The following is a 20,065-nucleotide window of genomic DNA, read 5'->3' on the forward strand; positions in this document are numbered from 1 at the left end:
GCAGGACCAAGCAATGCCGTTCTGGTGATATCCGATATCGGTTGCTAGCCAACTCACTTCATGACAAACATAAATGCTATCATAAAAGGTGGTTGTGCGGAGGACGGCTTGGTTTTTTTTGAACTCCCGTGCCATCCTCAGGATGGTGCCACAGCTTGGCATCTAGGCAACCTAGTGCATATACACTCTCAACGCTTAGGAGCGCACAACACCCCATCCGCTGAACATGGCAACGAGATATTAGCGCACGCCAAGGGAAAATACGGCGAAATAGCGTTCCACAATTGGCTAATTACCCTCGGTCTAGTAATTAGCCACACGCCGTTCAGGGATGACTATACGCAGAAGGTTGGGGATGACGACTTCATTGTTAATGGCCATCGCTTAGAAATAAAGAGCAAAATGCGGACGGACGCTAGCTCGTTTCCTCCTAAGCCATATTACAACGTCAATCTTGGCAAAAAGGGCATTGAAGAGGCAATTCATGTCTTTGTCGAGATCAGTGGCCGTGATCCGCTTGACCGCGCACCGCCAGCGCTAATCGTCGGCTGGGCCACTCCGGATCTAATTCGTAAAAAGGGTGAACAGACGTGGCCCGGCAAGTTAAGCGACAACGGCCGTTTTACTTTTAAGCGCCATGACTGGGATATCGCTATTTCCGATTTATTTGATCCCTTTTCCTTATCTAGTATTCTAAAGGCTGCATAGTTTTATTTTACCGATCTTCATAGCGCTCCCATCTCTGACAAGAACCTTGACGGGCTTTTTGACCAACCATCCATTCGTGCAGCGTAAGACATGGTCAGGGTCTCTTGCGTCCTAGTTATCGCAACAAAGCAGTTTCGTCGTTCTTCTTGCATTTCCTTAGATGACGAACCCTTTTTAACCGCCGACCAACTGGGAAGCTGGTCTTCTATCATAGCCACGAGATAGACGTGGGCAAATTCTAAGCCTTTTGACGCATGAATTGTAAAGCATGGGATGGCACCTGCCTGCGGCAGCGCCGACTTGGATCGTAGATCCAGTTCCTGCAGAAGAAGATGCAATGTGACTTCGTCTCGGCCGTACTGAGCACAGATTTCCTGTGAAAGGTTGCTCCAGGTGCCCTTCTCATCCGGGTAATCGTCAAAGGTCCCATCCTGGGCAGCAGCCGAATTCGGAAGAGCATCAAGCCACTCAAATGCAGCCGTGATAAAGCCCCAAAAATCTAGCCGGTCCGCCAGATTACGAATTGGCCCATCAACAAGTCTGCGCGTATCTGTGGAAATGTGATCACGCGCCAAAACAGCCGCAATCCATGCTCTTAGATAATCCCCTCCCATAGTTGATGCAGCTGAGATTACATCTCCCGTGTTTAGGTCTACGCCCTCCAATGAGAAGAACGCTTTGTTCGCTTTACGCAGGCACTCACGGCTACCGCGCGCATTAGCAAGACGCAGAATTGAATGCAGCCACTGAAGCGGAGCGCTTTCAAACTCATTTTTACGCGCTCCGAGATAGCCGCTTATACCTTCCGCATCCAAAGCTCTTATTACGCCCTCAAGTGCTTTCCTAGTGCGAGCCAGGATCGCGCAATTGCCCCTATATGATTCCGACTTTGCGGCTATATCAGCCGCAACCCATGATGCCTCACTTGCGAAGGTGTCAAACTGACGCACCCGCACGACCTCATTGTCGGTTTGTGGCCGATGAGCCCGTAATTGGAGCTTTCCTTCCGACCTCTCGAAGTTATGGGCTATCAGCTTGTTTGCCAAAGCAACTACCTGCGGAGGACATCTGTAGTTATCCGGTAACTGTATAGTGGATACATTAAAGTCCTTTTCAAGCGCCCGCAGCCTATCAGGACTCGCGCCATTCCACTGGTATATGATCTGATCATCGTCGGCTACGGCAAACAGATTTTTTGACTGGCTATTTACAATATGACAAAGTATCTTATACTGAGTCATGTTTGTATCTTGGAATTCGTCAATACATACGTAAGGGTAAATGCGTTGCACTTGTTTTTTAACATTAGGCCTTGTTTCAAGTAGGTTAAGAGCTTCCGCCATAAGACCCGGAAAGTCTAAGGCGTTACGTTCAATCATCAATCTACGATAGCTCTTATACACTAGGCCTAATGATTCTGGTTCCTGAACACCCCCAGCTAAAAGCGTTGTGGAAGCCGTTTCGGGCTTGATGTCATTCTCCGTTAAACGATTTACTAGTGGAAGAAGACGCTCGCTAGATAACTTGTCACGAACAGAAATATCTTGCAGTTCATTAATCGCTTCTTCGAGCAATGAGTGACGATCGCCGTCTTCCACAAGCATTGTAAAGTCAGGGCGGAGGCCGACATGCTGACCATGCTGCCTGACAAGGTCAGCAGCAAATGAGTGAAACGTCGTCAGTAGCGTACGCTGTAAGGAACCCTTTAGAAGGTCAGAAACCCTTTCCCGCATTTCAGCCGCGGCCTTATTCGTAAAGGTCAGCGCTAGGACTTTAAAATGTCTGTCCGACGTCTCGTCGATCAACCTTGCTAAGCGATATGCAAGAACCCTTGTTTTACCGGATCCCGGCCCAGCCAAAACAAGTAGGGGCCCATCGTTCCACTGCACAGCTGCAAGCTGATTTTCGTTGAGCGTAGTTAGGTCCAACATCACGCTGCATCCTTCGCGAGTCTGATAGCTTGATTTATTGCCGACTTAAGAAGGGCAGGAACGCCTGCCTCCCCCTGCGCGATAATTTGTTCGGCAACTTGTAAAGCGGCAGCAGGCTTACCACCCTTTGCTTGAGCCTTGTAGACTTGGTGCCAGTATTGGACAGATCCAACTGGATCTACTACTGTCGCAGCCTTCTGGGGCGATATGTTTCCTTGATATACGGCTCCGTACCCTTCAACAGATAGAAATACCTCCATAGGTCCATGATCTAGCATGGAGATGTGATCCGCCGCAGAGCGGCCTGCCAAGCGATTGCTCGCGGTTGTTTGATACGTCGCTCCGGCCGGGTCGCGGTCAACCAGAACGAACCACGCGATGCCAAACTCGTCGGCCAACGTGATATACCTGTCTAGACCAACCTGAGAGAACTCGACGAACGACACGCCTTCTCCGTAAAGGTCGTGCCCCATAGCACGGGCACATTCCATCAATAGCTGCCCCTCTGTCTCGCCCTCTACGAGGATCCAACAGCGCGAAAACAAGAGGCTACCTCGCGTCGACCGCACCTTGTAATCTAGCTTTCGGACATCGTCAGCGTTCAAGGCACCTGGACTGAGATAGCTTACCTGGATATTCCCGTTTTTCCGGTGAAGCCTCCTAATCTTGCTAAGCGGAACGCCCGCTAACAAGTCACCTGAGTGGGTTGATATTAACTTCTGCCCGGCAAAAGACTGTAGCATCCTTCCAACTGCTTGAATCGCTGATGGATGTAAATGAGCCTCTGGCTCCTCCAACGCGAGCAGTGGAGATGCCACGGCACCATACCCGTCAGCTAAACGACTCTTCAAGAATGCGTCGAACAGGCAAATAACGGCGAGGCTTTGAGTGCCATTCCCATGCCTCACAATCGGAATCTTCGCGCCCGTACGAGCAGACAGGCTGACCTGCGTTCGTGACAGAATGTCAAAGACGCGCGCTGGCAACGCCTCGATTAGGACCGGATCAGCAGATCCGTCGGGTAGAAGAGCAGTAGCGTTTGCAAGATGGGTTTTAACATCTTCAAAAGCAGTATGCTTTTCTAGAATTTTCTCATTAAGAGCCGCTAGTGCCTCTTCTAATTCCTTCTGATCTTCTGGCGTAAGACTGAGACTCTTGACGAATGGCCCCCAGAATTGCGATCGGGGCTTGAATTCCTGAGTGGCGTCCCGCAAAGATGCCAGATAGAAATATGGCACAATCTGTGATAAACTACTCACCGCTCGGGATGCTTTGCCCGGTGACAAAGTGTTTCCGGCGCTATCGATAAATGATTGATCAGACACATAGTCATTGATGGTGCTATCGAAGCTACTACTCACGCGCAATGTAAGCGAACTTCTATCACCTAAATCCTGGGTCACACCGTCAAGAAGCTGGTATACATCGTCCGGCCATTCGGAACCTGGCTCCTCCTCGAAGTGAAGCGTTATGACGATTGGCGATGCCTGCCTTGGGTCTGCTGCATTGTCATCTAAATGATAGTCGTATTCAGAAAAGGGAGAAGAGCGCCGGCCAACCGAACGCGAGAGACATAGGCGAATAGCATCGAGGACTGACGTCTTCCCGGCATTGTTTTCGCCAATCAGAACGCAAATATCATCAAATTCAACGGTAAGGTCGACAATTCCGCGAAAGTGCTCAATTTTCACCCTCTTTAGTAGCATGGTACCTCCAGGTCTTCTTTGAGCACTCGCTTTAGGCGCGAGACCATCAACTTTAAAAAATTACGTTCTTACAATCATTGCAAATATCACTAGCTATGTTGATGCCTCGCCTGAGGGGCTAGCGTTGAAGTGTCCTAAATCAGCCTTGCTCATCCAACGTCGGAATTGGAGCTTTTGCTCGTTTCCAAATACGTCTTCATATTCGGCCTCCCCAAAGAAATATATATGCCTTTTACCTTCCCTAATTTTACGAGCCTCGCCAATGCTAATGCCGTACCTCTTCTCTCGAACTGCCTCTTGACCAGCTCCTAGCAACCCGCGGCTTTGTGTTGGCTTCCACGTTTTTGTCCTAAAGAATGTTTCCGCTTCAAACGGGTCACCAATCTTCAGCCTTCTTGATACCTTAAAACCTTTTGCTGGTGTCTGCCCAGTATTTCTAATCAAAAACTTAAGGTCAATGGTCGGTTTCGGTCCGTCAAGATCAACCTTCAAAACTTCTATATTAAAGGCTAGATAAGCACGTAGACCGATCCTTGATGCGTTATCAGCAATATAATTCGCTTGCCGCGCTCTTTCTAAAGCCTTTCTGCCCTGACGTAGAGTTTCTACGAGTGCAATGAGACCTAGCCCGCTTAGAAGCGATCCAACTATCGTGAGGCGCATCGACCACTCGCCAGCCCAAGCTCCCCGTTCAGCAGCAATAGCTGCCCGCCATTGCGCACATAAATCAGCTTCATCGTGCCCGACTGGGTTGGTACAAGGCCGGCGACGTTCCCGTACTGGAGGGACCAAACCTTTTTGAGCTACGACTTCTGAAGCTTGGTCAGCGCTCGTAAACTCATAGGTTGGCATCTGCGTAGCGTTAGCTGCCGCGTGATCCTTGCCAATCAGGAAGCCTATCCCAAATGTGAGAAAAAGCGCCAAGATTATTCCGATGAGAGGCATGCACCAAGCCGGTGCAACTGGTTCAACGTGCTTCTCATTATCCACGTGCCGCCTCTGCCGCGATATGGCCAGCCAAGGTGGCAACGAAGGTTTTTAGGCTGGTCAGCTCCGACATAGCGCAAAATTCGCCTGTCGTGGCGGCTTTACGTGGTGACGCGAGAACCGCCGCAGCGCTGTAGAGCTGTTCTTGAACAAGGCGTTGGCAAAGTACGTCATAGCGTTTGAGGTAGGATGCATCTTGGAACGCCTCAAAGACCGGGAAATGCGGCGAACGATCTGTCACTTTCCGGCGAGACTCGGGAGCATCTTCCACCATCATTAGCCACCCCACAAACGGCCTCGGCTGCGTGCCGAAAGCACCTTCCCGATAAGCGGTCCAGAGATCGTGCGCTGTGCCGATCGCCTCCTCCGTGCGGTTATTGAAGTTGTTGCCGAACGATGGTCCAACCTGACTTTTCAGCTCGATCGCAGCAACCAGGTGCCCGCGATGGATGACAAGGACGTCCCATAGCTTTGTCGGCCGAAAATAGCCCGGCAGTGTGAGCACGGCGCGCCGCTGGTGGACGTCTGCACCTTGCAGCCCATTCGCCTCCACCAGATCGATCAGGAGGGCAAGGAAGCCGTCCATGTTCTTGCCAGAGGTCACGCCGGCACGCTCGCCCTGATCGGCCTTCCCTGCCTCGATCTGAGCTTGGCGGGCCTTCTCGCGATTGCCCCAAAACGCCATCGTGGCTTCGTGGGCCTTCCGTTCATAGTCAGCTAAATCGAGTGCCATGTTATTCGCCGTTCCCCCCGAGTGCAGCTTGCTCGGCCTCTGACAAGCCGTAGAGCTTGAATACAGCGCGGTTGCAGGCCGCTATGTCCTGCCGCTCGGCCGCCTCGATCAGCTCGCGCTGTAGGGCCTGCGACACCATCTTCCATTCCGGCAACCGGATGCGGCGGAGATACTGCGCTTGAAAGCGGAGATAGCCGCCGCGCATTTGGGTCGAGTAGATGGCGACGAACAAGCGGGCGATGCCCGATAACAGGACCGCTTCCAACGCCCGAACGTTCCAGATTTCGGATGTGATGTAGTAGAGATTGTGGTGCGGGTAGAGCTTGCCGCTCTCATACACCACATGAGCCTTGCCCTTGATGTCGGGAATGAGAAGCTTCGGCTTCGCTGCGATAGCGGGGTAGATGCGGTCGATCGTCCGATACCAGTTGGCCGGCGACTTTTGAGCGACGTGTCGTCGTTCGATCTGGTCGCGCCGAGTTTCTAGGTAGCGGGCAAGCTTCGGGAACGCAGCCAAGTCCACCAAACGTCCATCATCAGCGAACGGGTTTATAACACCATAGCCTCGCCATACGACTTCGCCGCTGTCGATATCGCGGGTCATCGCCAGCCGAAGTTTGCGGCTCGGCTCCACGTCTAACGCGTCATACAGACCGATGAAGGCTTTATCGGCTCCGGTCGCGACGCCAATACCGACCTTGCATCCCGCATCCTCAATCGTCGGGAACTCGGCCTCGAGCCGCCGTACCAAGGCGAGCTGGTCAGAGGATTCCAATATCCAGGGTTCCGCGCCGGCAGTCACGCCGTACAACTCGCGAACCCCGCTTGTCGGGTCGGGCGCGCGCTCATTTGCGATATGGGTCGCTAGCGCGCTAAGCGCGGCGCGGTCGATCGCGGGACGATGCGCGATGCGAGTGGCCGTCCCCTTATCGCGACCGATAATCGTGATCGCGGGATAGGCTACGACATCGACGTGAAACGCTGGCGTATTCACCATGTCGATATAGGTTTTCAGGTGATAATGGCCGGCCACCAGTGACCGAAGAGGCCCGCCATAGCGGTTCTTCATCCACCTATCGGAACATATGAAACCGCAATGGCCACCATCGGCCAGTAGCGCCAGCGACCGCTCGATAAAGGGGACGTAGATGTCGGCGCGATCGTAGATCGTTCGATACCGCGCGCGGTATTCTGCCATCAGCACATCAGGAATCAGCTCCTGGCGCACATAGGGCGGGTTTCCGACAACGACATCAAACGGGCCATCAAACTCGGTCAGGAGGAAGTCTCCTTGGACGAGCCAACGCTCGGCCAAGACCCTGGCCGTATGGCTGGGCAAACCTTCTTCGGTCAGCTTGGCGACGACACTGACCGCCGTGCGAGCCACGGATGCACGATGCAGCTCTACCGCCCGAATAGCATTCCCAAGACTGGAAATGGGATCGGGCTTTCCAGCGCTCTCCCATGCCTGCAACAGCCGGTCGACCGCTGGCAGCAGGAAGTCGCCATCGCCGAACGACGGCTCCAGCAACCGCAGCTCATGCAACGGCCTATCTGCGGTGTAGCCCGATAGATCGAGGATGAAGTCCACCACCTCGCGCCGGGTGAAGATCGCTCCCCGCTCCTCGATGCCGGCATCAGCCATCGCATCAACCGCTGCCGATATGAGGCAAAGGCTCGGATAGGTGGTCTGGCGAAACGCCGGTATGATCGTCGCCATTAAATCAACCTTGCCTGCTGCTCGACCTGCCTACTCCCGACAGGAATGACGTTCAGGTTTCCCGCCCGCTTTTTCGCCTGCGCTAGGTCATAGGTGAGCTGATGCTGTAGCCACGCTTCGGCATCGGTGCTGAAGGCCTTCGCGAGGCGCAGCGCCATCTCCGGAGAGATGCCGCAATGGCAGTTCACAAGGTTATTGAGAGCTTGGCGGGTGACCCCGAGCACGCGCGCACCGTCGGCGACCGATAGACCATGGGGTTCGAGGCACTGACCACGAACGAACTGGCCAGGATGAACAGGTTCGATCGACATAGAACAAATGATGCACGTGCCTCGAGCTACACGTCAAGAGACAAGTTGCTCTTGTCACTTACCTCGAGCCGAATGGTCCTGTGCCCTATGATCGCTCACTGACGAGAACACGAAGCTGAGCCAACGTGAGCCATGGCTTCGCGGCATGGACCATGCGGTGACAGTTCGCACAAAGCAGCGCCAGATCGGACACCTTGGTCGTTTCGCCGTGCGACATGGCATGAACGGGATTGGTATGGTGCGCTTCAATATACCCGGCCCCACGCGAGCCGTAGGTAGCCAAAAAATCGAAGTCGCAGGCTTCGCACTCAAGCTTGCCATGTTTCTTCAGCGCGCCCGTTTTCCGTAGGGCGACGACCTTCCTATCGCGCTCAAGGTGCCTGTGCAGGCGGTAACTCACCCTGCCCTCTTTGGCCTCATAGCTCTCGATTTCATCGAGAACGTCTTCGTCCAGGTCGGCCGTGATGCCCTGTCGAATTACCTCCGCCGCGATGGCGAGGGCGTGCCGATCGCCGGCAAACTTATCCCAAACCACCCTGTCTAACTTGCTCGCCGAATTGAGCCCCTTGCCACCGCCAGCGGTAAAAATTGGGTCCAGGCTGCGAAAATTCATGAGCTTCATGGCTACACCGTTCGCGTTGCGAAAGGTGATCAGTCCTGCCCCGCCCGCCATCTCTCGCAGTAGCGCAGACAGCGCTAATACGTCTGGGTGGGTGTCGCCTGGGTCTCTACCACCATGGCGGTGGTAGAGGTCAAGGGCGAGGATCAACTCATCCCGAGACCATGGTGGGTTGCGGGCAGCAGCCGTCGCCGGTGGGTCAAAAGAGAAGCCGAGGGCCTTCAGCACAGGCACGACGTAAACCAGTCCCCCGCTAAATTCGTAGAATCGAAGCGGAGGAGGGTTGCCCGGCAGATAGCCGAACGCCGCGCCAACGATGGCTTTGCTGTCGTAAGATTTGCCCTCGTGCCAGAGCTGGTACTTGGTTGCTCGGCCATAGCCGTATTTCGCTAGAAACGGCTTTTGCCCTAGGTGGTCGTACTCAGCGAGCGCAGCGAGCACCGCCGGCCGTGTAACGTTGCTGGTGATCCGCTCTATCGCCATCCCGCCCCCAACGCTTCGGCCTTTCGGATACTTAGAGTTCCTGTTGAGACCGGTTGTACATCGAGGCCGGCAGATGGTGCCAACGATACCTGATAATCAAGCAAGATCGAAATAACGCGCGGTTCTGAAAGCAGTCAGGCCGGTTCTGCCCTCGCCCCCCACCCCCTCGTGCCCGACTGAATGAACGAACGATCGTTTACGGCCAAACATCGCCCGAAAGCGGTCAGACTGCTCTCCACCAGAAATGCCCAAAATCAGACGGTCTGTCTCGTCTCAGGAATGCTTGCTGCCGCTTAGGCCGGCTCTCCCTGATGTTTCGCCTCAACGTCACACGGCAGAAGCGGTGCGGGCGGACGCTTGGACAGTGGGTGCTCTGCCCCAGCCTTTTGGACGCCCGGGTTGCGGCGACGCATACATGACGGCAGCCGCTGAAAACGGTACCTGCCGCCGGGTGACGCTCTCCTTCCAGTCCTTCGTCAGTACGTCCGCGCTCAAGCAGGCCTTCCGGGTCGCCGCGGCCTGCGCGGTCGCTTACGCGGCATACAGGCTGCTAGATCTGAAGCAGGGTTACTGGGCGGTGTTCACGGTACTCATCGTGATGCAGGGCTCCATCGGCGGGACGCTTGGCGCAGCGTTCGATCGGCTGCTCGGCACGCTGGTCGGGGCAACGCTCGGCGCGCTGGGTGCCTGGGCGCACAATGGCGGCGTGATCAGCACGGGTGTTGCGCTGGTCGCCGTAGCAGCCCTTGGCAGCTATCTGGCCGTGCTCCGCCCCCAACTCAAGGTTGCACCGGTCACGGCCTCGATCATGATGCTGACGGTGCCGCCAGCCAGTCCCATCGCGGACTTCGTCGTCGACCGCGTCGCCGAAATCATGCTCGGCGGGGCAATCGGCGTTGCAGCGATGGCGCTGATCCTGCCGGCGCGGTCGGGGGCACTCGTCGCCCGCCGCATCGCCGCGGTGCTCGACACCATGCACGTGACGCTCGGCAACATGGCAGCTGCCATCGCAAGTGGCGCGACGCTGTCGCTGGGTTCATCGCTGGTGGCGCTGCGTCCTGCGCTTGCCGGTGTTGAACAGGCGCTAAAGGATGCTGACCGCGAACATGCCGCGCGGTTGTGGCGGCACGCCATCTCGCCTGCGGTGCCGCGAACATTGTGGCGCATCCGCTCGGACATCGTGCTCGTCGCCCGCGCGCTCAACCCGAGCTTCCCGGACCCGGTTCGCGCTGCGCTGGGAGCGCCGGCCGCGGCACTGGTTCGCCAGTTCGGCGCCGAGATCCTCGCATGCGCAACGGCGCTGCGAACCAGACAGACCGTCGCACGCGGTGATCTCACGACGGCGCGGCAGGCATTCTCCAGCGCGCTCACTGCGTTTCGCACCAGCGCGGAGGGGAACGCGCTGGATCTGGACATGGCGGGACATGTCTTCGGCTTCTCGTTTGCGCTGGACGAACTCGCACGCGACCTTCGGGATCTCGCCGACCGAATCGACGAGATCAACGCGTAAAGCTGTGTTGCTCATGAGCAGTCATTGATGATCTAGCCCGCATCGCCTTTAACGAAGCACTCGTTGCTGACCGCAAGGCCGCCTGCCGGCTCGCTGAGCGAGCCAGAGATTAGCTGCTCTCAGCGTCGCCGGTGCTGCTGATGGCGCTGGCGATCATCGCAGCCAGCGTCTCCTCGGCGCGCTGCCGCTGCAGCGGATCGCGGGCGGCAAGGTCCACCCTCACCCACTCCGGCGCGCGGGCGAGCACCTTCTCAACGAGATCGACGAGGCTGGCAGATGGCATGATGAGGGGCTGTCTCACGGGCCACTGGCCGTCACAAGACGCTTGGGCGACGCGCTGTTCCATTCCGAGCCAGCATCGCTCAGCGACGATGCGGCTGCGCCTCGCGAGCAGCGTCGACGACATCGGCAATCGTCTGCAGTTCGCGAGCGACGTCCCGCAGTTCCTGCGCCCGCGTTGCAGTCAGAGGATCCAGCAGCGCCTTTGTGGCCATATCCTCCATGATCATGCCCGCTGCGGTCATGTAGGTGCGGATAAGTTCGTCCGGTGTCATGCTCAGCCTCCTGAGCATGACCACAGCCCTGCTTGGCGGCAGAAGTCGATATGCAGCTTTCGAGGGTTGCCGCGCATCCCTCATCGCCGTCGCGGCGGATCCTCCCGGCCGGTCCGCGGATCCACGCGAGTGAGCATCCACATGCGGTGGTTCTTCTGGTGGCGAACGAAATGGCTGAAGCTGTCCACCTGGTCGTCGTGCCGTCCGTTGGGAAAGGCCCGCAGTTCCCGGCGGAACTCGTCCAGCCACGGTGCGGCCGCGGGCAGCAGGATGTTGCCGGCCTCGACTTCCCCGAAGGTCCCGGTGAAGCGCGATATCTTGTCCACGTCGGTCTTGCTCATGAACGGCCGAAACTTGTTCCTCAGCCTGATATCCTGCGCCACCGATTTGCCGGCGCCGGCGTCCTCGATGATCACCCGGTCGGCCTTCCACTGGTCATGAAGCCGCTCCACCGCCCGCCGGAGTTCAGGATAGTCGAGCCGCTGGCGGAAGACGTCCAGCAGGTACCATTTGTCTCCGCAGAAACCCCATGTCGTGCAGACCGAGAAGTCGCTGGTCGGTGCTGCACTCATGCCCGTGTCCCAGCTTTGCACGACCCTGGTGAAGTTCCGGCGCGCTGGCGGCTCGTCATAAGTCTGGAACCACTCCATCCGGATCGAATTGCCTTCCGGCGCCACCGGGTTCTGTTGATACTGCGCCGAGAAGACGACGGGCCCGAGTTCGATGCGCATGCGATCCAGCAGCGCGCGGTCCTCGCGATCCGGGTTGAGCAGGTCGCCGACGACGCGCCGGTGAACCTTGCCGGGGCCAATCGGCACGTCCTCGACCTGCTCGGCGATGGCGGGCAGATTGAGGTGGCGATAGCCACGCTCCAGCAGCATCGCGGGCAGATCATCCTCGTGGAGGCGCTGCTGGATCGAGATGATCCGGCCGGTCTGCTTGTCATTGAGGCGCGTGAGGAGCGTATTGGCAAACCAGTTCTTCACCTCCTCGCGCAGGGTTACGCTCTTCACATCGTCAGCCTTCATGCAATCATCGACGATGATGAGATCCGCGCCGAAACCGGTCACCGTCCCGCCGACCGACACGCCCTTTCTTACCCCGCCCTGCGTGGTGATGATCTCGAGTGCCCGGTTGCCGCCATCGGCAATCCGGGTCTTCGGGAACAGGCTCTGGTACCAGTCGGACTCGATCAGCGTCCGGCACTGGCTGGCGTGCAGGCGCGACAGATCCTGGCTGTAGCTGGCGACCATGATCTTCATCGTCGGATCACGCCCGAGCGCCCAGGCGACGAACGCCACCGAGGCGGTCACCGACTTCAGGTGGCGCGGCGGCACCGTAACGACCAGCCGTCGCTCATCACCCGCCTCGACCCTCTCGAGCCAATGGCACATCGCATCGAGGTACCATGCGTGCGCCAGTGGTTTCTCCCCCGGGTGCAGCGTCTCGAACGCCTTGATGAGAAAGAAGGACAGGCGCTGGCGGCGTACTGCCGCCAGCGCATTTACATGCAACGGGGTCATGCCGTGCCCCCGTTTCCGGTCGTCAGACCAGCCATGATCTCAGCCGTCAGCTGTTCGTGCAGCAACTGCAGGCTGAGCGCGTCCGCCTCGGTCAGGTCGGGTTGCGCGTCGCCGGTACCCGATGCCGCGTCTGCCCGTGCGGTCTGGATGCCTTGTGCCTGTCCGTACTGGCGCAGGACCTGGTCGATAGCACGCGGGTTGCCCTTCACAGCCAGTTCCAACTGCTTGCGCAGGAGGACCTCGATGCGCGGAATCCGCTTTGGGCCTGCCGGCGAGTTGACGGCGATGCGCTCGTCGCAGATCGCAAGCACCATCGTGTCGAGGTTCTCCGAGCCTTTCTTGCGACCCTTCGGGTTTCCCGACTGCCCACGCTGAAAGCGCGTGTGCAGCGGTGGCTTGCGGTAGCCGACCTCATAGCTTCCAGGCGGCGGCGGCTCGGCCGCCGTCGGCGATGCGGCAGGTGCCGTCATTACCGGAACCGCCGCTGGTGAAGCCGCAGCAACTGATGTTGGCGCGGCGATGCCCCCAGACGCTATGGGTCGCGTGCGCTTGCGAGCGGGTGGAAGATTGTCAGGCAGCAACATGGCACGCCTCCCCCTGCTCAATATCATCGGCAACGCTGGCGTCGTCACGCAGCAAAAGGCGCTCCGCCGCGACCCCTTCCCAGCTTTGGCCGGTGTCCGCGAGCACGGCCATGCCGCCCGTCAGCTCCTGCCAGCGTCGGATCGCAACATCGACAAAGCGCGGCTCGATCTCGGTGCCATAACCCAGACGGCCGGCGCGATCCGCGGCGAGCAGCGTCGTGCCCGAACCCATGAACGGGTCGAGGACGATCTCTCCCTTGCACGTGACATCGCGGATTGCATCGGCAACGAGGGCAACAGGCTTGACGGTGGGATGGTCCGCCAGGTCCTGCATACGACCTGCACCAAAGCTGTTGACGCCGGCATAGTCCCACACGTTCGTGCGATACCGACCGTGTTTGCCGAGTTCGACGTTATTGATGTGCGGTGCCGTACCGACTTTGGTGACGGCAACGATTTCGTGTTTGGAGCGGTACAGGCTGCCCATGCCGCCGTTGGTCTTGTTCCAGATGCATATGTTCAGAAGCGACAGCTGATTATCATCGATGGCTGCGTGCAACTCGCGCAGGTGACGCCAGTCCATGCATATGTCGATCACCGCGCCGTCGCGTAGATGCCGCTTGATGGCGGCCAGGTAGGACGAGAGAAAATCAGTGAACTCTCCCTGGCTCATCTCTCCCGATGCCATCGCAAACTCGGCATGTTTGACCTTGCCCAGACCACTGACATGGCCGCCGACCTTCACGTTGAAGGGCGGGTCGCCGAACGACATGCCGGCCATTTTGCCGTCCAGCAGGCGGTGCCAGGAGGCATCATCAAGCGCTGATCCACACAGCAACCGGTGCTGCCCGAGCAGCCAGAGGTCACCGGGTCGCGCCACCGGTTGCAGCGGCGGCTCGATCTGCGCATCGGCAGGGTCGCGTTCTCCTGCATCGCCGACGGGTGCGATCAGCAGCACGTCGAGTTCGGCGGTCGACCAGCCGATGCTCTCGACCTCGATCTCGTCGAGAGAGATGATCTCCGCGATCTCGATGGCGAGCGCCTTCATGTCCCACAATCCGAGCTCAGCCACGCGATTGTCGGCCAGTCGGTAGGCCTTCACCTGTCCAGGAGACAGGTGCGTGGCCGAGATCGTCGGCACCTCAGGAAGCCCGAGCCGCTTCGCTGCCTGCAGTCGCGCATCACCGGCGATGATCTGGCTGTCTCCATCGACCAGTATCGGCATGTTGAAGCCGAACTCAGAGATGGACGCCATCAGCGCGACGATCTGGCGCTCGGGATGTTTGCGCGGATTGCGCGCATAGGCGATCAGTTCGTCTGGCCGGCGATAGATGATGGGTCCAAGCCGTGCGAACAGCATGTCGCTGCTCCTGGCCTTCGCCTTTCGTGGACGCGATGTGGTCATGGAATTTCTCCTGTGGTTAAGCACCGGGCACAGACGCGCGTTTCCGATCCGCGAAGTTGCGGTCGCGCGTAGAACATCATTCCCGCAAGGCGTGGGGCATGCTGCTGGATGTGCCGACAGCCGGTGGATCTAAAGACCCGCACTGGCCCGGTGAGGCCGATTGGCCTGCGCGCTATTTTGGATGCGCGACTCCGGAGCACAAGAGCGTCAAAGTCATCAATTTGGTTAAGTCAAGATTTATTTTTGAGAGCGAGCGAATGTCTAGGTCTGTTCGAGCTATGCGGCTCCCTGCAGCATGCCGGCAATCTCCCTGCTCCAGTGCGACCCTTCGCTGCAATTTCCCTGCTCAATGCAGCAGGGAAATTAGCTGCAAAACCCGCGCAAATGCTTCGTTCCTGACCCACTCCGGCCCATCGGCCGACGGCAAAACCGACCTAATTCCCTGCAGATTCGCGTGCTATGGGAAATCAAAGCGGCACATCTGCAAACCGTACCGGCGGCCAGAGGCGCAGAGAATCAGGGCAATCTGGAGCCGCATCTCTCCTCCCCTGACGCTCTCCGCAGTAGCGTTTGCAGACGGGAATGCCGCAGAACTGCGCCGCTTTCGCGGGCATTCTCTGATCAGGTTCTGCACTGAGCGACTGGGTGGCGGAGCGGGAGGCCGCTGCTAGTTGTTCCTGCCTGATCCAGCATGTTCCCTAACTGTCTGTTTCTTTACGGTTTCTTATCATTAGGTTCCTGCGCCTTCCTATTTGGTCGGCCATATTCCCTTTTCGATTGATGGGCGATATGTTGGGCGCATTCACTAAGTCGAATGTTGGGCGGAGCAAAATATGAGCGGCTACAAGCCGACCGGTCGGCATCGTGAGAAGGTGCTAACTCCCGCTGCTGTTCGCAATTTGAAACCGGGGTTTCATTCAGACGGGGGCAACCTGTACTTGAAAGTCGATCCGTCGGGCGCACGACGGTGGATCGTTCGGCTAAACGTTCAGGGTAAACGTCGAGACATAGGCCTCGGGTCGGCGGCAGTTGTTAGCCTCCTAGAAGCCCGAGAACAGGCGCTACAGCACCGTAAAGCTGCGAGGGTGGGCGAGGACCCCTTGGCTGCTAAAAGGCGCTTACAGGCCATCCCCAGCTTCGAGGAAGCCGCTAACCACTATATTGAACATCGTAGGGGCGGATGGAAAAGTGAAAAACACCGGAAACAATGGAGCGCCTCTTTAGAGAAGTATGCCTATCCTATCATGGGCTCTCTTCAAGTGTCCAAGGTAGACAGCGCCGATATCCTTCGGGTTCTTGATCCCATTTGGGTCGATTTAAACGAGACGGCGAACAGAGTTCGGCAGCGTATAGGATTGATTTTAAAGTGGGCAATTGCTCGGGGATTTCGGACTGACAATCCTGCTGATGCGGTTCAACAGGCTCTAGCTAAACGTGACGGATCGAAGCGCCAGCGCATGAAGGCCTTACCATATGATGAAGTTGCGAACGCAATAGACAAAGTGACTGAAAGTAAGGCCTCGGACGCTACTAAGCTGGCCTTCCAGTTTCTTGTTCATACTGCATGTCGATCTGGCGAGGTCCGTGGGGCATTGTGGAGCGAGGTTGACCTCGCAAAGCGCGTTTGGACCGTATCAGCCGATCGCATGAAAGCCGGTAAGCAGCATCGAGTCCCTTTGAACGACGCCGCCGCCGCCGTTCTGGAAAGGGCTAAGGCGTTAAAGCAGGAGGATGTGGACCTTGTATTCCCCAGCACTAGGGGGAAGCCTTTAAGCGACATGACCCTATCGAAGCTGATGAAGGAACTCGGCATCGCCGCCGTACCCCACGGTTTCCGATCTAGCTTTCGGGACTGGGCTGCGGAGCAAACCAGCTATCCCGAGCGTGTTGCCGAGTTCGCCCTCGCCCACGTCATCAAGGACAAGGCAGAGGCCGCTTACGCCCGCTCTGACCTGCTAGATAAAAGAAAAAGTTTGATGGCGGATTGGGGCCAATTCCTAGCCGAAAGGCCAACAAAATCAACGATCTAGGTCTTTTAACCCCTCCAAACAAACGTTCAGGCCGCTTTAAGAGATTTTCCTATCTTGAGCCCTGTTGACAGTGCTTTCTGGATGGTTTCTGCGGAGTTCGACGACAGTTGGAGGAAGCCGTGAGTTCAGTCAGAATGCTTCGCAGACCCGAGGTAGAGAAAACCGTGGGCTTAAGCCGTAGCGCAATCTATGCTGCTATGAGCAGAAGCGATTTTCCACGCCCTGTGCAAATTGGTCGACGCGCAGTTGCGTGGCGATCTACTGACATTGAACATTGGCTTGAAAACCGCCCGCCTTCTATTGGATGGATTTAATGTCCAAAAACGTTCTTCTTCTAGATGATCTTATTTGCGTCATTCAGCAGATTGATTCGATTATCGATGCTATGTCTATAGCTATGCTCTCTAGCAGCGATCACGTCGGCGCAGACCGACTTAAGGAACTTAGCGACGCCTTATCATCGGCTGTTAAAGTGGCAAAATCGGTTCCTGATCGGGATACCTATACCGCCTTCATCAACAACGAAGGTTTGCTTCAAGTGGGAAGTGAGACCCGCACCCTTGACCTGACTACAGATCAGATCGACCGTCTTCAAAGGTTTGGGTTATTTTAACGCCTTAAGATTGTACAAGACACACCTTTCCCTTCCGCTAGGGTAATGCCCTTAAAGAGAAACGATCAAGATAGAGAATATACAAGATCATTAATCACCTACCGATTGGTAGTAGTACATTAGGCGGAATACTGCCCTAAAATCATCATGCTTCGTTTATCCTGGCTGCCTATTCGCCATCCCCTTGAAAGGGATGAACGGGGGCCAACCCGCGTATAATGCCTTGTGGACGCACAAGGACGTACATTACCCTAGCTTTCGCTTAGACCAGATTATTCCCTACGCAGATTTCTAGCGATCGGGAGAGGCGGAAGGGAAAGTTCCTCCGAAGCTGCTTGAGCCTATCCGGGTTTTGGCTTATCTCTATCGCACCGGTTCCGAGCACATCAGCGCATAGCGCCTTCGCTTACCAGAGTTGCGGAGTAGATGGGAGGGCCAAGCCGTTCAAAGGCTAAGTCTCACCACCTAGCTTACTAGAAGGCATACGCAAAGTAAATAGGTATCTCGACCGGGGTTGATTCATCATTACGCGTGTAAACATACTATCAACTTACATAAACATGTTTAAACATCTCGACAAGCCCGCTTTGTTTCAAGCCGCCCATTCTCTGTCGAATGTGAAGATGCAAAGGTTAGATTGTACTGGATTCAACTATACTTTAGCCATCGACAAAGCAGTAGAGGCAAAGTTACGCTGCAATCCCGGTCCGTCAGTCCTCCACTAAGAACGGGTAGGTAGCGTCATACAGCACGCTTATCGTCACGCCCTCAAAGGCCCAGTGCTGTCCGGGCGCGACGGCATAGGCTGCACCTGACACGATCTGTTGGGCCTTGGTCAGCGACACGATCTCGCCTCGGAAGCGCACCCTTTTCGGCTCTACAACCTCTACCTCTTCGCCGGTCAGAACGTGCGACAACGTCGACCCGATAGGCACGCCCATTTCGATGAAATTGAGCGGTGGACGGCGGCGGCGTTCGTAGCGCTCGGCGGCGGCAAGCGTGCCGGGTTCCGATGCCTCTACTTCCCTCTCTACGGCGCGCTCTGTCTGCGGGGTTAGATCATCGCCGGGGAACGCATTGATCAGCGCTATTGCTCGGTCAGCATGGATGGCGAAGAACTCGCGGGCCGGGTTCACACGATCGGGGCCGAAGGCAATGTGGAGGGCGCGCTCTACGACTTTTGCATCATGAACCGTTCGGGCAACAGCGACCTTAAAAGGAAGCGGCACGCCGGTTGCCCTGCTAAGTTCGGCAACCCGACGCTCCACGCCCTCGCCGGACGTACGCCCGATCTTGATGATGTTCGGCATGGCGTCATTGGTCAGGACGTAGATGATCCCGCCGTTTTCGATATCGTTCATGGGATCGATGTTACGCGCCGCCGTCAATCTGTCTACACTGATGGTGCTAGATTAGGCCGTTTAGAGATATGCCTTTATTTGGAAGCAGGAAGGCCATACAGCGGCGTTTCTATGTTGCTGGCTACCTGCCTAGCCAAAATCAGGAAAGTGCCTGTAGAGCGATCCTAGACGGTTTTAGAAGGGGTAACCCTCACACCCCTCCTAGTGAAAATGAGAAGTGCTCTTCCTCCCTAATAGTGTGAGGATAGAAGCAAGCGAGTGTTCTCACTGACTCCGCTAGGGTCAGCAGACCCCAATCTCGGTTAGACTTCACCTTCTTTCACCACCCCGTTGATGCCGCCGCCGCCATCCGGCATGGTGCCTCTGCCCGTATGCAGAATCATGCGGGCGGGGCGTCAGAACCTCAAAAGCACGTAGGCCGGTCGAACAGTGTTCGGCCGGGAGGGTGCTACGTATGTCCAAGGCATTGCCCAAAGGTAGTGCCGCTCGGTGCTACGTGTCGAGTTCTGAACTCCCGGCTCACCGCCGGGCCGCCCCTCTACAGGGGAGACCATCGTGAACAACACCGCATCATCCAATGTTAAAGAAGACCAAAGCGTTAATCCTTGGCTTAGCAAGCCTAAGAACAGCGGCCTGTGTCCCGAAGGATCATCCGCATTGTGGGCTGTAATCACTTGCCTTGGCTTAGCCGTCATTGGTGGCCTCATGTACTGGGCAGCCGAAACTGGCAGAGCGAAGATGGATGGCACGTCATCCTCCCTGACTTCCCCTGCTAAACGCTACATTGCATCGTTGATGCGCGATCCCTCGTCAGCACAATTTCAAAATGTGGTCTCGATTGGCCACTGTATACGTGGAGAAGTAAACGGTAGGAATGCCTTTGGAGGCTATGTTGGCTTCTCTGACTTCTACTTCGACACACGCGTAGGCACCGGCGCGATCAGTCCGATGACGAGGAATTATGTAACCGCTGGCGATGACGGGAATTTATCTGACGCGCTGGCAATGGGCGACTACCTGACCGGACAGGTTGCTTGCGCGCGACATTGAGGCGTTGCCTACCCTCTAGCCTGTCGAACCAAGCGCCGCCGCTCCCTGTCATCCACGGTGCTGTCCCATTCGCTCTGATCCATACCTTGCGGTGCGTGCGGTACGCCACTGCGTACGCCAGCTATTCGCCGGATGTAGGTGCTTATGCTGGCCCACAACCTCGATCGCCGACGCGTCGTCCGGGCAATCTAGATCGACCCTACGGGAGACACGATCGTCGGCTCCTAGGAAGTATAA

19 protein-coding genes are annotated in these 20,065 nt (G+C 56.8%); 6 read left to right on the plus strand and 13 right to left on the minus strand.

Annotation, left to right across the window (positions count from 1 at the left end):
* Window positions 1-60 precede the first annotated feature (60 nt).
* On the plus strand, window positions 61-708 hold the full coding sequence (locus ILT43_RS15845) for a hypothetical protein (RefSeq protein ID WP_204199957.1): 648 nt from the start codon (window positions 61-63) through the stop codon (window positions 706-708).
* 17 nt (window positions 709-725) lie between these two features.
* Here the strand turns inward: ILT43_RS15845 and ILT43_RS15850 are convergent, their stop codons facing one another.
* From ILT43_RS15850 to ILT43_RS15880, 7 genes are all read right to left on the minus strand, one after another.
* Window positions 726-2,639 carry an ATP-dependent helicase gene (locus ILT43_RS15850; protein ID WP_204199958.1) on the minus strand — a complete coding sequence of 638 codons (1,914 nt, stop codon included), beginning with the start codon at window positions 2,637-2,639 and terminating at the stop codon, window positions 726-728.
* Entirely contained in the window at window positions 2,639-4,345 is a 1,707-nt protein-coding gene (locus ILT43_RS15855; protein WP_204199959.1) for an ATP-dependent nuclease, read from the minus strand. Before ILT43_RS15855 ends, ILT43_RS15850 begins: the two co-directional genes overlap by 1 nt.
* Window positions 4,346-4,438: 93 nt before the next feature.
* Window positions 4,439-5,269 carry a hypothetical protein gene (locus ILT43_RS15860; protein WP_204199960.1) on the minus strand — a complete coding sequence of 277 codons (831 nt, stop codon included), beginning with the start codon at window positions 5,267-5,269 and terminating at the stop codon, window positions 4,439-4,441.
* A gap of 58 nt (window positions 5,270-5,327) precedes the next feature.
* The gene (locus ILT43_RS15865; RefSeq protein ID WP_204199961.1) at window positions 5,328-6,065 is read right to left on the minus strand and encodes a PaeR7I family type II restriction endonuclease; all 738 of its coding nucleotides are present in this window, start codon (window positions 6,063-6,065) and stop codon (window positions 5,328-5,330) included.
* A 1-nt stretch (window position 6,066) separates the two neighbouring features.
* Complete coding sequence (locus ILT43_RS15870; RefSeq protein ID WP_204199962.1) at window positions 6,067-7,785, minus strand: Eco57I restriction-modification methylase domain-containing protein; 1,719 nt, start codon at window positions 7,783-7,785, stop codon at window positions 6,067-6,069.
* Entirely contained in the window at window positions 7,785-8,096 is a 312-nt protein-coding gene (locus ILT43_RS15875) for a HigA family addiction module antitoxin (protein WP_204199963.1), read from the minus strand. The genes ILT43_RS15870 and ILT43_RS15875 overlap by 1 nt, the downstream gene beginning before the upstream one ends.
* 85 nt (window positions 8,097-8,181) lie before the next feature.
* Window positions 8,182-9,198 (minus strand): HNH endonuclease, encoded by a 1,017-nt coding sequence (locus tag ILT43_RS15880; RefSeq protein ID WP_204199964.1) that lies wholly within the window; start codon window positions 9,196-9,198, stop codon window positions 8,182-8,184.
* A gap of 415 nt (window positions 9,199-9,613) precedes the next feature.
* Here ILT43_RS15880 and ILT43_RS15885 point away from each other — a divergent pair, with 415 nt between their 5' ends.
* On the plus strand, window positions 9,614-10,708 hold the full coding sequence (locus tag ILT43_RS15885; protein WP_204199965.1) for an FUSC family protein: 1,095 nt from the start codon (window positions 9,614-9,616) through the stop codon (window positions 10,706-10,708).
* A gap of 109 nt (window positions 10,709-10,817) precedes the next feature.
* On the opposite strand, the gene ILT43_RS15890 is transcribed toward ILT43_RS15885, so the two are convergent.
* The 5 genes from ILT43_RS15890 to ILT43_RS15910 form a co-directional block, all read right to left on the minus strand.
* Complete coding sequence (locus ILT43_RS15890; RefSeq protein ID WP_204199816.1) at window positions 10,818-10,991, minus strand: DUF6771 family protein; 174 nt, start codon at window positions 10,989-10,991, stop codon at window positions 10,818-10,820.
* 79 nt (window positions 10,992-11,070) lie between these two features.
* Window positions 11,071-11,262 carry a hypothetical protein gene (locus ILT43_RS15895; RefSeq protein ID WP_204199966.1) on the minus strand — a complete coding sequence of 64 codons (192 nt, stop codon included), beginning with the start codon at window positions 11,260-11,262 and terminating at the stop codon, window positions 11,071-11,073.
* An 80-nt stretch (window positions 11,263-11,342) separates the two neighbouring features.
* Complete coding sequence (gene terL, locus ILT43_RS19805; protein ID WP_204199967.1) at window positions 11,343-12,599, minus strand: phage terminase large subunit; 1,257 nt, start codon at window positions 12,597-12,599, stop codon at window positions 11,343-11,345.
* 182 nt (window positions 12,600-12,781) lie between these two features.
* A complete protein-coding gene (locus tag ILT43_RS15905) occupies window positions 12,782-13,255 on the minus strand; it encodes a DUF5681 domain-containing protein (RefSeq protein WP_204199968.1) in 474 nt (157 codons plus the stop codon).
* Between the two features lie 100 nt (window positions 13,256-13,355).
* Window positions 13,356-14,729: a site-specific DNA-methyltransferase gene (locus ILT43_RS15910; RefSeq protein ID WP_204199969.1), complete on the minus strand. Its 1,374-nt coding sequence runs from the start codon at window positions 14,727-14,729 to the stop codon at window positions 13,356-13,358.
* Between the two features lie 878 nt (window positions 14,730-15,607).
* On the opposite strand from ILT43_RS15910, the gene ILT43_RS15915 reads away from it, so the two are divergent.
* From ILT43_RS15915 to ILT43_RS15925, 3 genes are all read left to right on the plus strand, one after another.
* The gene (locus tag ILT43_RS15915; protein ID WP_204199970.1) at window positions 15,608-16,804 is read left to right on the plus strand and encodes a tyrosine-type recombinase/integrase; all 1,197 of its coding nucleotides are present in this window, start codon (window positions 15,608-15,610) and stop codon (window positions 16,802-16,804) included.
* A gap of 134 nt (window positions 16,805-16,938) precedes the next feature.
* On the plus strand, window positions 16,939-17,118 hold the full coding sequence (locus tag ILT43_RS15920) for a helix-turn-helix transcriptional regulator (RefSeq protein ID WP_204199971.1): 180 nt from the start codon (window positions 16,939-16,941) through the stop codon (window positions 17,116-17,118).
* The gene (locus ILT43_RS15925; protein ID WP_204199972.1) at window positions 17,118-17,417 is read left to right on the plus strand and encodes a hypothetical protein; all 300 of its coding nucleotides are present in this window, start codon (window positions 17,118-17,120) and stop codon (window positions 17,415-17,417) included. The genes ILT43_RS15920 and ILT43_RS15925 overlap by 1 nt, the downstream gene beginning before the upstream one ends.
* A 710-nt stretch (window positions 17,418-18,127) precedes the next feature.
* Here ILT43_RS15925 and ILT43_RS15930 read toward each other — a convergent pair.
* Complete coding sequence (locus ILT43_RS15930; RefSeq protein WP_204199973.1) at window positions 18,128-18,778, minus strand: GIY-YIG nuclease family protein; 651 nt, start codon at window positions 18,776-18,778, stop codon at window positions 18,128-18,130.
* Between the two features lie 555 nt (window positions 18,779-19,333).
* Here ILT43_RS15930 and ILT43_RS15935 point away from each other — a divergent pair.
* Window positions 19,334-19,828: a hypothetical protein gene (locus tag ILT43_RS15935; RefSeq protein WP_204199974.1), complete on the plus strand. Its 495-nt coding sequence runs from the start codon at window positions 19,334-19,336 to the stop codon at window positions 19,826-19,828.
* Window positions 19,829-20,065 lie beyond the last annotated feature (237 nt).

Origin of the sequence: Sphingomonas longa (genome assembly GCF_016892685.1) — a bacterium.
GTDB classification, from domain to species: Bacteria; Pseudomonadota; Alphaproteobacteria; order Sphingomonadales; family Sphingomonadaceae; genus Sphingomonas; species Sphingomonas longa.